Genomic DNA, 13,447 nt, shown 5'->3' on the forward strand with positions numbered 1-13,447 from the left:
TTGTATCTAATCGTGGGGGCAGGTCATAATGGCTGAACTATTAATTTTCTGGACTGGAATTTTGATATTCTTTTTTTCAAGCTCTGAAATAATGACGTCTTTAGGCAATTGTTTTTCATGCTTGAGATGATCAACATATTTATATATATTCAATATCTTAATTGATTGTTTGTTTTTCGGAATATATTCAAAATCCTCCTCGTTTGTTCTTAAAAGATATTTGAAAATTGTTGAATACAATTCCACAAGGTTGCGCATTCCTTTTTCCGGTGTTTTATATCCTAGAACGTTGCACAAGTTACACAATTTATGGAAAGTTTCATCATCAAGCCGAATTTGAATCTGATGCTCACCTACTTTTTTCAATTGTTCTTTACGTGTGTTCTGATACGTAATATTGGCTTTACGTCGAGCTATTAATGATTCATCAATACATTCAGATCCATTAGCCTTTTCTTCGTCATCGAAATCCTCCACTTCATCACCCGTCTCGAATTCAAAAGGCTCATCAAGCTCGCTCAATTCTCTGTGCTTTAACCCCATCACTAACTCCTTAGAATTTTCTGATCATCAGATTACGTAAAAGCTTCTAACTGTCAAGTTTGGGTCTGATGATCAGATTACATGACCTGCCCCCACGATTAGATACAACACTCAGTTAGTAACGTCGGAATCTTCATTCTCAGAATGACCCTTTCTCCAGCCCGCTGCAAATTCAGACGGTGTCTGATAATTCAGCGTGGAGTGCGGGCGGCATTCGTTATAATCCTGCCGCCAGTCATTAATAATTTTCCTGGCATGAACGATATCGCTGAACCAGTGCTCATTCAAACATTCATCGCGAAATCGTCCGTTAAAGCTCTCAATAAATCCGTTCTGCGTTGGCTTGCCCGGCTGGATTAAGCGCAACTCAACACCATGCTCAAAGGCCCATTGATCCAGTGCACGGCAAGTGAACTCCGGCCCCTGGTCAGTTCTTATCGTCGCCGGATAGCCTCGAAACAGTGCAATGCTGTCCAGAATACGCGTGACCTGAACGCCTGAAATCCCAAAGGCAACAGTGACCGTCAGGCATTCCTTTGTGAAATCATCGACGCAGGTAAGACACTTGATCCTGCGACCGGTGGAAAGTGCGTCCATGACGAAATCCATCGACCAGGTCAGATTGGGCGCCGCCGGACGGAGCAGCGGCAGACGTTCTGTTGCCAGCCCTTTACGACGTCTTCTGCGTTTTACGCCCAGGCCACTGAGGTGATAAAGCCGGTACACGCGCTTATGATTAACATGAAGCCCTTCACGGCGCAGCAACTGCCAAATACGACGGTAGCCAAAACGCCTGCGCTCCAGTGCCAGCTCAGTGATGCGCCCTGATAAATGCGCATCAGCAGCCGGACGGTGAGCCTCATAGCGGCAGGTCGACAGGGATAAACCTGTAAGCCTGCAGGCACGACGTTGCGACAGACCGGTCGCATCACACATCAACATCACGGCTTCCCGCTTCTGGTCTGTCGTCAGTACTTTCGCCCAAGAGCCACCTGAAGCGCCTCTTTATCCAGCATGGCTTCGGCAAGCAGCTTCTTGAGTCTGGCGTTCTCTTCCTCAAGCGACTTCAGGCGCTTAACTTCAGGCACCTCCATACCGCCATACTTCTTACGCCAGATGTAAAACGTGGCATCGGAAATGGCATGCTTGCGGCAGAGTTCACGGGCGGGTACCCCAGCTTCGGCTTCGCGGAGAATACTGATGATCTGTTCGTCGGAAAAACGCTTCTTCATGGGGATGTCCTCATGTGGCTTATGAAGACATTACTAACATCGGGGTGTACTAATCAACGGGGAGCAGGTCATACAAAGTAAAAAGTCTGACGATCAGATAAAAACACCACTAAAAACAGATAATAATATCACCATAAATAACAATTAGTTAATGATAAAAGGTCATTCTATAGACCCTGAAAATGAGGCGTTTTTTATCTAAATAATCATTCATTTTGAAAATCTGTAAAGACAGGGGGCATCAATTGGATGCGTTAATCAAACAGGTTTTTACCATGAATGTTCCACGTCTGCTTAAACTCGACACCGTCCTTGAACAGTGCGCTTTCTCACGCGCTACGCTCTATCGCCAAATCAAAGCAGGCCACTTCCCTGAGCCTGTTCGTCTAACTGGTGGTTTGGATGATGCTAACGCCGTTTCTCGCTCAGTTGCCTGGAGAGAGGAAGAAATACTGCAATGGATAGCCAGCCGTCAGAAAGTACCGCTATCAGAAACAAGAAGAAATTGAGCGAAAAAGCTCATCGCTCTAATAGCACGTTATATGCACATCTATATGGATAGTGATTAACTAATTCAATACTCACTATCCCATACCGATAGTTACTGATGTAAGGGATATAAATGAGACTTAACAAACGCAACATAGATTTTTGTTATTCACTTAATATTGGCATGAATGCCAGAATTCAAAAATTAAAAATGAGAGCTGATAAACTCAGTGTTGTAAGCAGTTTCCATAACAGTGAAGAAAGAAAGATCACTTATAAAAAACTAAAAAAAATGAGACAAAAGGAATTCAAAAAATACCGTATCCAATATATCCGAAACAAAGAAGGAAAACCCTACAGAAAAGCATTATTGATTAGGGGAAAGAAGGAAAACTCACCTGTGTTGTTACGTATCGATTACTCGCCAATAAATCATAATACAGGAGGGATACGTTTAGATTTTCGCCCCCAACATATGACCCCAAAAAAAATAGATCATTTGTTATCATGGATAAATTGTCGATTAGGAGGAATATTTTACCAACTCCTTGAACGAGCCTGGATTACGCAAATTGATGTTGCTCTCGATGTCTACAACTGCAAGCTAGATGATTTCTTATGGGGTTTAGACCGTGCAGGTCAAACAGCATACTTCGATAAAGAAAATGGTTTGCCGGGGTTAAGAATTGGCAGTTGCCGTTCCCTGTTACATATCCTTTTTTATGGGAAGGTGAATGCACGGAGTGGAGGAAATCTTGTATTCAAGGAAAAAGCCAAATTCATCAACATCAATTTTGATGAGCATCAGCAATTCTTGCGTATCGAGGCCCGGTACAGGCCAAACGCTACACCCACCAGCAAAAACGGTAATGCTTTGATGTTGGCTCATCTTTTAGAGATGAGAAATCCTTTCGAGCGACTCCGTGTCTACTCTAAAGATTTAGAGGATGAGCTATTAGAAAGAGGGTATCTTAGTACGCTACCAGACGCTCCCAGCATCGCTGAGATGAAGCGCTACATGATGGAAGCTATGCAATGCTCACGTTTACCTCGCAAAGTAGAAAGGCTGATTGCAGAGCGTGAGATAGAGCTGTTCGATAAACGTGCAGTTTGGGCGCAGTGGTCACGCTGCGTTACTCAATTAAGCGGCATTTTCAGTATAGCGTCTGTTTACTGTGTACATAGACGTGTACATAATGAAAAGATGGAGTAGAGAAAACTCAATAAAATCAGCTATGACTTACCAATACTCAACATTCAGATTCAATCGAGTAACGTGTCTTTCCGCGTAGCCCGTCAGTTGATGACGGTGCTACGTTTTCTCGCGAATCACGCTGGCTCGCATACAACTTCAGGTTAGTTTTTCTCATCCATTTTACTGACGAAAAAATCCCCACATCGCATACCTCTTCAGAAAAACAACAATTTCACATTACCTGACGTTATTAAAAATCACTCGCCTTAGAAAATCTCAATCGTGACGATGAGTACAAATCGTTACTCTTTGCCCCCTAAATACTAGGGGGAGTCATGCTGTTACATGTTTTGTACCTGATAGGAATCACTGCCGAAGCCATGACCGGTGCGCTGGCGGCGGGTCGTCGTCGGATGGATACCTTCGGCGTCATCATTATTGCTACCGCAACGGCCATCGGCGGCGGCTCTGTCCGCGATATTCTACTTGGGCACTACCCTCTGGGTTGGGTTAAACATCCCGAATACGTGATTATTGTCGCCACGGCGGCGGTTGTGACGACGATTGTGGCTCCCGTCATGCCCTATCTGCGCAAAGTATTCCTGGTACTGGATGCCTTAGGCCTGGTGGTCTTTTCCATCATTGGTGCCCAGGTGGCCCTGGATATGGGGCATGGGCCGATCATTGCCGTCGTTGCGGCGGTCACCACCGGCGTCTTCGGTGGCGTGCTGCGCGATATGTTCTGTAAGCGTATTCCGCTCGTTTTCCAGAAAGAGCTGTATGCTGGCGTCTCATTCGCCTCTGCCGTACTTTACATCGTCCTGCAACACTATGTTTCCAATCAGGATATCGTGGTTATCTCAACCCTGATGTTTGGCTTTGTCGCCCGACTGCTGGCGCTGCGCCTTAAGCTGGGTTTGCCCGTGTTTTACTACCGCCACGAAAGCCACTAAGGGATAAAGCTCTCAATGTGCTGGGCCGCCAGCCAGTGGCTCAGTTGCTTAACTTCCGTGTTGTCCAGCCATGCCATCACCTGACGTGCGCGACGCGGGCCGACCGCCGGAAGTTGTTGCCAGTACGATTCCGTTCTCCCTGACAACTGCTGCCACGAACGATCGCCGCTGGCATTGAGCGCCGCCAGAGGTAACGGGATGCCCAGCGCCAGTATCCAGCGAATAAACGGCTGTTTTCTCACCAGATTAAACTGATGCCACACCTGCTCACTCTTTGCTTTCGCAAAACCCGGCGTGTGCTGAATCTGCTCCTGAGTTAAGGCCAGCCACGAAAAGATATGCTCAAAGTGATGCTGTTGATGAAGCGCCCGCCAACCCGCCTCACCAACACCGTCTAACTTTAAAACAGCGCCAGATCCCGCCCAGACCAGGCGAGAGATAAACTGCTCCTGACACGATGCGGAAGCAAAAAAGCAGGTCAATGCGTTGAAGCGATTTTCCGGCGGTATCGGTTTAGTCCGTACTGAACTTCGCCAGACTACATCGTCAATACGCGGGATCCCCTGTCCGGCAAGACTCACCAGGATCTGATCGCCAGGGGCAATATCCCACTCTTTCCAGCGCGTTACGGAACCGATGTTCACCCGCTGTACTCGCTTATCGTCCAGCATGACGGGAGCAAGTGTCGCCACAACGGCGATTTTTCCGCTTTTGCCGACCGTAAATTGAATCGCTGTAACCTCAGCCACCTGCGCAACGGGCGGGTATTTCCAGGCGACCAGCCAACTCCCTTGTCCCGGTAACCACTGGCGGGACGCCGGCTCTTTGCTCATCCGCACAACTACCCCATCGGTGACAAAGGGCAAAGCGGACGTCCACCAGTGCGTACGCGCCCGCTCCACGGACTCAATATTGTCAGCCGGCAGCGTGAATGCCTTCGTCAGCGTAAACCCCGCCGCACTCAACTGGTTTACTCTTTCGGACATTGCCTGCGGGCCATCAGGCCAGGCCCAGATAAAAATCCCCAGCGATGATAAGTCACTGACGTTGCCCTTGCGCATCAGCAGACCCGCTACCTTTGAACGGGCATTCATTCCGCCCATTTTTTGCTGGATATGCCCTTCCTGTTGCAAAAAGATCTCGCCCTGTAACACGCTATTTGCCAGCGCGCCCACCACTGTTTGCGGTACAGCAGGAATCTGTCTTACCTTTTGCGTCCAGTCTTCGCCTTTCAGGCCATCACCACGGCTGATAGCCTGGGTCAGTTTGCCCTGCTGGTATTTCAGCGTAACAGCCACGCCATCGACCTTCGGCTGCACCCACAAATCGTTGTGCTCGCGCATCCATTGCTGCATTGCTCGCTTGTCTGCCAGCTTTTGCACTCCGGTATGGGCGACAGGATGGGGAATAGTGCCGCCTGGAGAGGGTAACGTCAGGCTGGGCGGGGCGTCGTCAGCAAAGCAATGCTGCCACTGGAGCAGTCGCGCATGCAGTTGATCGTAGACGCCATCCTCAACTACGCTGACGCCCTCTTTCCAGTAGGCGTCATCCCACTGTGTAATTTGCTGTTGCAAACGAGAGAGCTCTTCGTGGGCTCTGGCTGCCGACCATACCGGGCACACCGCCAGGACCTGCGTGTGCCACAGCCACAACCCCATTAATATCGCTGTCCCTGTCTTCATCACTACCTCCGCTTTACATTGCCAGGTAGCTATAGCGCGTTGCGTGACCAACGCCGAGCGACAAAAGTTTAGATTGCGTTCAGGCTTCCAGTGATTCCTCTCATTTGCAGCGAATGTTGCGTAAATCAGGAAACAGGCGCGCAAAAAGCAATAATCTCGCGCAAAAAGTATGACAAAGGCTACGTCGCGTAGCGGCGACGTGTATAATAAGCCCGTATGTAGGTTCATTTTCGATAATCACATACGTAAGATACTCATGGCTCAAGGCACGCTTTATATTGTTTCTGCCCCCAGTGGCGCGGGTAAATCCAGCCTGATTCAGGCGTTGTTAAAAACCCAACCGTTGTATGACACCCAGGTTTCTGTTTCGCACACCACGCGCGCTCCGCGCCCGGGTGAGGTTCACGGCGAACATTATTTCTTTGTGGGTCATGACGAATTCAGAACCATGATTGGCAACGACGCGTTTCTGGAACACGCAGAAGTTTTTGGTAATTACTACGGCACCTCGCGTGAAGCCATTGAGCAAGTACTGGCCTCCGGGGTAGATGTCTTTCTGGATATCGACTGGCAGGGCGCGCAACAAATTCGCCAGAAGATGCCGCATGCACGCAGTATCTTTATTCTGCCGCCGTCTAAACTTGAACTTGACCGCCGCTTGCGGGGTCGTGGACAAGATAGCGAAGAGGTGATTGCAAAACGTATGGCTCAAGCTGTTGCAGAAATGAGCCATTACGCCGAATATGATTATCTTATTGTGAATGATGACTTCAACACCGCTCTGAGCGATCTGAAGACCATCATTCGCGCCGAACGTCTGCGCATGAGCCGCCAAAAGCAGCGTCATGACGCTTTAATCAGCAAACTGTTGGCAGACTGAATCCACTTTCAGTATCATGCCCAGTCATTTCTTCACCTGTGGAGCATTTTAAGTATGGCACGCGTAACTGTTCAGGACGCTGTAGAGAAAATTGGTAACCGTTTTGACCTGGTACTGGTCGCCGCGCGTCGCGCTCGTCAGATGCAGGTAGGCGGAAAGGATCCGCTCGTACCGGAAGAAAACGATAAAACTACCGTAATCGCGCTGCGCGAAATCGAAGAAGGTCTGATCAACAACCAGATCCTCGACGTACGTGAGCGCCAGGAACAGCAAGAGCAGGAAGCCGCTGAAATACAAGCCGTAACCGCAATTGCTGAAGGTCGTCGTTAATCACAAAGCGGGTCGCCCTTGTATCTGTTTGAAAGCCTGAATCAACTGATTCAACACTACCTGCCGGAAGACCAGATCAAACGTCTTCGGCAGGCGTATCTCGTTGCACGTGACGCTCACGAGGGCCAGACACGTTCAAGCGGTGAACCTTATATCACGCACCCTGTTGCCGTAGCCTGCATTCTGGCCGAGATGAAACTCGACTATGAAACGCTGATGGCTGCACTGCTGCATGACGTGATCGAAGATACTCCCGCCACCTACCAGGACATGGAGCAGCTTTTTGGTAAAAGCGTTGCTGAACTGGTAGAGGGGGTATCGAAGCTTGATAAACTCAAGTTCCGCGATAAGAAAGAGGCGCAGGCCGAAAACTTTCGCAAGATGATTATGGCGATGGTGCAGGATATCCGCGTCATTCTCATCAAACTCGCTGACCGCACTCACAACATGCGTACGCTGGGCTCATTACGCCCGGACAAACGTCGCCGCATCGCTCGTGAAACCCTCGAAATCTATAGCCCGCTGGCACACCGTTTAGGTATTCATCACATTAAAACCGAGCTCGAAGAACTGGGTTTTGAGGCGTTGTACCCGAACCGCTATCGCGTGATTAAAGAGGTGGTTAAAGCCGCACGTGGCAACCGTAAAGAGATGATCCAAAAAATCCTCTCTGAAATCGAAGGGCGTCTGCAGGAAGCAGGGATTCCATGCCGTGTGAGTGGTCGTGAGAAGCACCTTTATTCCATCTATTGCAAGATGGTGCTTAAAGAGCAGCGTTTTCACTCCATCATGGATATCTACGCGTTTCGCGTTATCGTCCATGACGCCGACACTTGTTACCGCGTGCTCGGTCAGATGCACAGCCTCTATAAACCGCGTCCTGGACGGGTAAAAGACTATATCGCTATTCCGAAAGCGAACGGCTATCAGTCTTTACACACGTCGATGATCGGCCCGCACGGCGTCCCGGTTGAAGTCCAGATCCGTACAGAGGATATGGACCAGATGGCGGAAATGGGGGTCGCGGCGCACTGGGCTTATAAAGAGCACGGTGAAACCAGCACTACTGCGCAGATTCGTGCCCAGCGCTGGATGCAAAGCCTGCTGGAACTGCAACAGAGCGCAGGTAGCTCGTTTGAATTTATCGAGAGCGTGAAATCCGATCTTTTCCCGGATGAGATTTACGTTTTCACACCGGAAGGGCGCATTGTCGAACTGCCTGCCGGTGCAACACCCGTCGACTTTGCCTATGCGGTGCATACCGACATTGGTCATGCCTGTGTGGGCGCGCGCGTCGACAGGCAGCCCTACCCACTGTCACAGCCGCTGACCAGTGGTCAGACGGTCGAAATCATTACCGCGCCGGGGGCTCGTCCGAACGCGGCATGGCTAAACTTCGTCGTCAGTTCGAAAGCTCGCGCCAAGATCCGCCAGTTGCTGAAAAACCTCAAGCGCGATGATTCCGTCAGTCTGGGACGCCGCCTGCTCAACCATGCGTTGGGTGGCAGTCGTAAGCTTGCCGAGATCCCGCAAGAAAGTATTCAGCGTGAACTTGAGCGAATGAAGCTCGCGACGCTTGACGATCTGCTGGCAGAAATCGGCCTCGGCAATGCCATGAGCGTGGTGGTGGCGAAAAACCTGCAACAGGGTGATGCCTCTGCAATCCAGTCTGCGGCACCGGGCCACGGTCATTTGCCCATCAAAGGTGCAGATGGTGTGCTGATTACCTTTGCCAAGTGCTGTCGTCCGATTCCAGGCGATCCGATCATTGCCCACGTCAGTCCGGGTAAAGGCCTGGTCATCCACCATGAATCCTGCCGTAACATCCGTGGTTACCAGAAAGAGCCAGAGAAATTTATGGCGGTGGAATGGGACAAAGAGACGGAGCAGGAGTTCATCACCGAAATCAAAGTGGATATGTTTAACCACCAGGGTGCACTGGCTAACCTGACGGCGGCGATCAACACCACCACCTCTAATATTCAGAGCCTGAATACTGAAGAGAAAGATGGTCGCGTCTACAGCGCCTTTATTCGACTTACCGCGCGCGATCGCGTGCACCTGGCGAATATCATGCGCAAAATCCGCGTGATGCCAGACGTGATAAAAGTCACCCGTAACCGAAATTAACCCAATGAATGCACAGCGTTATGCACGAATCTGCGAAATGCTCGCCAGGCGCCAGCCAGACCTGACGGTCTGCATGGAGCAGGTCCACAAGCCTCATAACGTTTCTGCAATCATTCGTACCGCAGATGCCGTTGGCGTCCACGAAGTTCATGCCGTCTGGCCGGGTAGCCGTATGCGCACCATGGCCTCAGCGGCCGCAGGCAGCAACAGTTGGGTGCAGGTGAAAACCCACCGCACGATTGGCGATGCGGTCACCCATCTTAAAGGCCGGGGTATGCAGGTTCTGGCGACCCATCTCTCTGATAACGCTGTCGATTTCCGCGAGATAGATTACACGCGTCCAACCTGTATTCTGATGGGTCAGGAGAAAACCGGTATTACGCAGGAAGCACTGGATTTGGCGGATCAGGATATCATCATCCCCATGATCGGCATGGTTCAGTCGCTTAACGTTTCCGTCGCCTCTGCGTTGATTCTTTACGAAGCACAGCGCCAGCGACAGAACGCCGGAATGTACCTTCGCGAAAACAGCATGTTGCCGGAAGACGAACAGCAGCGCCTGTTGTTTGAGGGCGGCTATCCCGTGCTGGCAAAAGTCGCCAAACGCAAAGGGCTGCCCTACCCGCATATCAATCAGCAGGGTCAAATTGAAGCCGATGACGTCTGGTGGTCCACCATGCAGGCGGCGAAGTAAATCATGAGTGGCCGCCTGTTAGATGCTGTCCCGCTCAGTTCACTAACGGGCGTTGGCGCAGCGCAAAGCAGCAAACTGGCGAAAATTGGTCTGCACACCGTGCAGGACCTGCTGTTACACCTTCCTCTGCGTTATGAAGACCGTACCCAACTCTATCCCATAGGTGAACTGCTGCCGGGCGTTTACGCCACCGTTGAAGGGGAAGTGCTGAACTGCAATATCACCTTCGGGGGTCGCCGGATGATGACCTGTCAGATTAGCGACGGTTCCGGCATTCTGACGATGCGCTTTTTCAACTTCAGCGCGGCAATGAAAAACAGCCTTGCGACCGGACGACGCGTACTGGCTTACGGTGAAGCAAAGCGCGGGAAGTACGGCGCGGAGATGATCCATCCGGAATACCGGGTGCAGGGCGATCTCAGTACGCCAGAGTTGCAGGAGACCCTCACTCCGGTTTATCCCACCACTGAAGGCATTAAGCAGGCGACACTGCGTAAGCTCACCGATCAGGCGCTGGATCTGCTGGACACCTGCGCTATCACTGAACTCCTGCCGCCGGAATTATTACAGGGCATGCTCAGCCTGCCCGACGCGCTCCGCACACTGCATCGCCCACCGCCGACGCTACAGTTAAGCGATCTCGAGACCGGCAAACATCCGGCGCAGCGTCGTCTGATCCTGGAAGAGTTACTGGCGCATAACCTGAGCATGCTGGCGCTTCGTGCGGGCGCGCAGCGTTTTCATGCCCAACCGCTGAGCGCCAACGACACGCTGAAAAACCAACTGTTATCCTCGCTGCCTTTTAAGCCAACCGGCGCGCAGGCTCGCGTGGTGGCGGAAATCGAGCACGATATGGCGCTTGATATCCCGATGATGCGTCTGGTGCAGGGCGATGTCGGCTCTGGTAAAACGCTGGTCGCCGCGCTCGCGGCTCTGCGAGCGATTGCGCATGGTAAACAGGTCGCACTGATGGCTCCGACCGAGTTGCTGGCAGAGCAGCATGCCAACAATTTCCGCAACTGGTTTGCGCCACTTGGCGTAGAAGTCGGCTGGCTGGCGGGTAAACAAAAAGGGAAAGCTCGCGTGGCGCAACAAGACGCGATCGCCAGCGGACAGGTACAAATGGTGGTGGGAACGCACGCGATCTTCCAGGAACAGGTGCAGTTCAACGGCCTTGCGCTGGTCATCATCGACGAACAGCACCGTTTTGGCGTGCACCAGCGTCTTGCTCTGTGGGAGAAAGGCCAGCAGCAGGGTTTCCATCCGCATCAGTTGATCATGACCGCGACGCCCATTCCACGAACGCTGGCAATGACGGCCTACGCGGATCTCGATACCTCCGTCATTGACGAACTGCCGCCCGGACGTACCCCCGTCACAACAGTGGCCATTCCGGATACCCGCCGCAGCGATATTATTGACCGGGTGCGCAACGCCTGCACGCAGGAAAGCCGCCAGGCCTACTGGGTCTGCACGCTGATTGAAGAATCCGATCTGTTAGAAGCACAGGCCGCAGAAGCCACGTGGGAAGAGTTGAAACTCGCGCTGCCAGAACTGAACGTCGGCCTGGTCCACGGACGCATGAAACCAGCCGAGAAGCAGGCGGTAATGGCGGCATTTAAGCAGGGCGAGCTGCATCTTCTGGTCGCTACGACGGTTATCGAAGTGGGTGTGGATGTCCCTAACGCCAGTCTGATGATCATCGAAAACCCGGAACGTCTCGGTTTGGCACAGTTACACCAGTTGCGTGGGCGCGTCGGTCGTGGCGCGGTGGCCTCGCACTGCGTGCTGCTCTACAAGTCGCCGCTATCGAAAACCGCGCAGAAACGCCTGCAGGTGCTGCGCGACAGCAGCGATGGCTTTGTGATCGCGCAAAAAGATCTCGAAATTCGCGGACCGGGTGAGTTGCTGGGTACGCGGCAGACGGGGAATGCAGAATTTAAGGTAGCGGATTTACTGCGAGATCAGGCCATTATTCCGGAAGTTCAGCGCATTGCACGCTACATTCATGAACGTTTTCCTGAACGGGCAATCGCATTGATCGAACGCTGGGTGCCTGAGCAAGACAAATTCTCCCATATATAACACGCTCAATTAAACCACTACTTTCAGCGAACTGGTCTCTGATAAAAACTATCCTTTCCCTCAATTCATCCAATATTGGATGATATTCCTGTTTTTACATCCTCCATATAACAATATTATACCCCCCGTAATTTATAGACTTTATCCAAGATGTTTATATACAGGCAATGTATATCACAGAGCTTCGTATTGAGGTAATAAATGGAAAACATCGCACTTGTCCTGAGTTGCATATGCTTCACAACAGCAGATCATGCTTCTCAAAATGATATCTCAGATGTATTGAATATTACCGGAAACATTCAAAATTCTGATGGTGAGTGCAATGTTGAACCCAAGCGCAATTATATGCTTCCAGATACGCAAGACATTAAAATTTTACCCGTGCAGGGGAAGTTTAACACGACTACTTCAGGGACAATTAGCAGACCGTCTTTAATTTTTCATTTCGTTAATTATTGTTTGCATTTTTTAAGTGGAACATCAATAACGAGTCATTTTCCCTTGGATTGAGCCAGATGAACAAGTTCAGCATTGCATCTTTATTAGTTTTAATGTCGTTATCCGGAGTCGCGCATAGCTCCCTGACACTCAACGCCGATCGATTGGTTTACAGTGAAAAAGAAGGTGATGCCACCGTTTCTATTCATAGTAATGAGGATCGTGCCTATCTCGTTCAATCGTGGCTTGATGCTGGTGATAGCACACAAGCAAAAAAATTGCCTTTTGTCGTCACACCACCTCTTTTCAGGTTGGCGCCAAAAAGTGATAACGTTATTCGTATCGTCTATTTAGGTAACGGCCTGCCTGCCGATCGCGAAAGCCTTTTCTGGCTCGACGTGAAAGGTGTACCCGGACTGAATGAAGAAGAATCAAAAGTCGAAAACAGAATGGTACTGGCAATTAACAACCGTATTAAATTCTTTTTCCGGCCAGCAGGGCTTAAAGGTGACCCAGGTGAAGCGGCAAAAAATCTTAGCTGGAGTGCATCAGGCAAAACGGTCGTCGTTAAAAACACTTCACCTTATAACCTGGTGTTGAGCAAAATAATCATAGATAAAGAAGCCATTCCAGTCTCGGTGGTCGATAACAATACTGTAATAGCTCCTTTTTCGGATAAAACCTATAACCTTAAACACGTGCCAACAAATGGTTCGACTGTTGAATGGGACGCAGTAAATGATTTCGGCATAACGTCCAAAACATTTTCTAAGAAAATAAATTAACAGGATGT

At 50.5% G+C, this 13,447-nt stretch carries 13 protein-coding genes; 10 read left to right on the forward strand and 3 right to left on the reverse strand.

Features of this window, described 5'->3' with window-relative positions; all coding sequences use genetic code 11:
* Positions 1 to 6 precede the first annotated feature (6 nt).
* Both F384_RS19750 and F384_RS19755 read right to left on the reverse strand, forming a co-directional pair.
* Positions 7 to 543 carry a hypothetical protein gene (locus F384_RS19750; protein WP_193388309.1) on the reverse strand — a complete coding sequence of 179 codons (537 nt, stop codon included), beginning with the start codon at positions 541 to 543 and terminating at the stop codon, positions 7 to 9.
* A 111-nt stretch (positions 544 to 654) separates the two neighbouring features.
* Positions 655 to 1,775 (reverse strand): IS3-like element ISSen4 family transposase gene (locus F384_RS19755; protein WP_096147877.1). Its coding sequence is split into 2 segments (ribosomal slippage): positions 655 to 1,517 and positions 1,517 to 1,775, totalling 1,122 coding nucleotides; the frame shifts between segments, so codons are not numbered across the junction.
* A gap of 245 nt (positions 1,776 to 2,020) precedes the next feature.
* On the opposite strand from F384_RS19755, the gene F384_RS29265 reads away from it, so the two are divergent.
* The 3 genes from F384_RS29265 to F384_RS19770 all read left to right on the forward strand — a co-directional run bounded on the left by F384_RS29265 (position 2,021) and on the right by F384_RS19770 (position 4,412).
* Positions 2,021 to 2,284 (forward strand): helix-turn-helix transcriptional regulator, encoded by a 264-nt coding sequence (locus F384_RS29265; RefSeq protein WP_319424427.1) that lies wholly within the window; start codon positions 2,021 to 2,023, stop codon positions 2,282 to 2,284.
* A 113-nt stretch (positions 2,285 to 2,397) separates the two neighbouring features.
* Entirely contained in the window at positions 2,398 to 3,477 is a 1,080-nt protein-coding gene (locus tag F384_RS19765) for a hypothetical protein (protein ID WP_046492212.1), read from the forward strand.
* A gap of 317 nt (positions 3,478 to 3,794) precedes the next feature.
* Entirely contained in the window at positions 3,795 to 4,412 is a 618-nt protein-coding gene (locus tag F384_RS19770) for a trimeric intracellular cation channel family protein (RefSeq protein WP_046492214.1), read from the forward strand.
* Here F384_RS19770 and ligB read toward each other — a convergent pair.
* Entirely contained in the window at positions 4,409 to 6,094 is a 1,686-nt protein-coding gene (ligB, locus tag F384_RS19775; RefSeq protein WP_046492216.1) for an NAD-dependent DNA ligase LigB, read from the reverse strand. The two genes, F384_RS19770 and ligB, sit on opposite strands and share 4 nt — an antisense overlap.
* 256 nt (positions 6,095 to 6,350) lie before the next feature.
* Here ligB and gmk point away from each other — a divergent pair, with 256 nt between their 5' ends.
* From gmk to F384_RS19805, 7 genes are all read left to right on the forward strand, one after another.
* Positions 6,351 to 6,974: a guanylate kinase gene (gene gmk, locus F384_RS19780; RefSeq protein WP_046492218.1), complete on the forward strand. Its 624-nt coding sequence runs from the start codon at positions 6,351 to 6,353 to the stop codon at positions 6,972 to 6,974.
* Positions 6,975 to 7,028: 54 nt separating this feature from the next.
* Positions 7,029 to 7,304 carry a DNA-directed RNA polymerase subunit omega gene (rpoZ, locus tag F384_RS19785; protein WP_000135057.1) on the forward strand — a complete coding sequence of 92 codons (276 nt, stop codon included), beginning with the start codon at positions 7,029 to 7,031 and terminating at the stop codon, positions 7,302 to 7,304.
* 18 nt (positions 7,305 to 7,322) lie between these two features.
* Positions 7,323 to 9,434: a bifunctional GTP diphosphokinase/guanosine-3',5'-bis pyrophosphate 3'-pyrophosphohydrolase gene (gene spoT / locus F384_RS19790; RefSeq protein WP_042323359.1), complete on the forward strand. Its 2,112-nt coding sequence runs from the start codon at positions 7,323 to 7,325 to the stop codon at positions 9,432 to 9,434.
* A gap of 4 nt (positions 9,435 to 9,438) precedes the next feature.
* On the forward strand, positions 9,439 to 10,128 hold the full coding sequence (gene trmH, locus F384_RS19795; protein ID WP_046492221.1) for a tRNA (guanosine(18)-2'-O)-methyltransferase TrmH: 690 nt from the start codon (positions 9,439 to 9,441) through the stop codon (positions 10,126 to 10,128).
* 3 nt (positions 10,129 to 10,131) lie between these two features.
* Positions 10,132 to 12,213 carry an ATP-dependent DNA helicase RecG gene (gene recG, locus F384_RS19800; RefSeq protein ID WP_046492224.1) on the forward strand — a complete coding sequence of 694 codons (2,082 nt, stop codon included), beginning with the start codon at positions 10,132 to 10,134 and terminating at the stop codon, positions 12,211 to 12,213.
* 201 nt (positions 12,214 to 12,414) lie between these two features.
* On the forward strand, positions 12,415 to 12,726 hold the full coding sequence (locus F384_RS30010) for a hypothetical protein (RefSeq protein ID WP_155404025.1): 312 nt from the start codon (positions 12,415 to 12,417) through the stop codon (positions 12,724 to 12,726).
* A 5-nt stretch (positions 12,727 to 12,731) separates the two neighbouring features.
* Entirely contained in the window at positions 12,732 to 13,439 is a 708-nt protein-coding gene (locus F384_RS19805; RefSeq protein WP_080949991.1) for a molecular chaperone, read from the forward strand.
* Positions 13,440 to 13,447: the final 8 nt, after the last annotated feature.

This window comes from Citrobacter amalonaticus Y19 (genome assembly GCF_000981805.1).
In the GTDB taxonomy this organism is placed as follows: Bacteria; Pseudomonadota; Gammaproteobacteria; order Enterobacterales; family Enterobacteriaceae; genus Citrobacter_A; species Citrobacter_A amalonaticus_C.

Bases quoted from the DNA above. Each gene is read 5' to 3' on its own strand.
- F384_RS19750 (WP_193388309.1), bottom strand. From the start codon at position 543: ATGGGGTTAAAGCACAGAGAATTGAGCGAGCTTGATGAGCCTTTTGAA.
- F384_RS19765 (WP_046492212.1), top strand. From the start codon at position 2,398: ATGAGACTTAACAAACGCAACATAGATTTTTGTTATTCACTTAATATT.
- F384_RS19770 (WP_046492214.1), top strand. From the start codon at position 3,795: ATGCTGTTACATGTTTTGTACCTGATAGGAATCACTGCCGAAGCCATG.
- ligB (WP_046492216.1), bottom strand. From the start codon at position 6,094: ATGAAGACAGGGACAGCGATATTAATGGGGTTGTGGCTGTGGCACACG.
- gmk (WP_046492218.1), top strand. From the start codon at position 6,351: ATGGCTCAAGGCACGCTTTATATTGTTTCTGCCCCCAGTGGCGCGGGT.
- rpoZ (WP_000135057.1), top strand. From the start codon at position 7,029: ATGGCACGCGTAACTGTTCAGGACGCTGTAGAGAAAATTGGTAACCGT.
- trmH (WP_046492221.1), top strand. From the start codon at position 9,439: ATGAATGCACAGCGTTATGCACGAATCTGCGAAATGCTCGCCAGGCGC.
- recG (WP_046492224.1), top strand. From the start codon at position 10,132: ATGAGTGGCCGCCTGTTAGATGCTGTCCCGCTCAGTTCACTAACGGGC.
- F384_RS30010 (WP_155404025.1), top strand. From the start codon at position 12,415: ATGGAAAACATCGCACTTGTCCTGAGTTGCATATGCTTCACAACAGCA.
- F384_RS19805 (WP_080949991.1), top strand. From the start codon at position 12,732: ATGAACAAGTTCAGCATTGCATCTTTATTAGTTTTAATGTCGTTATCC.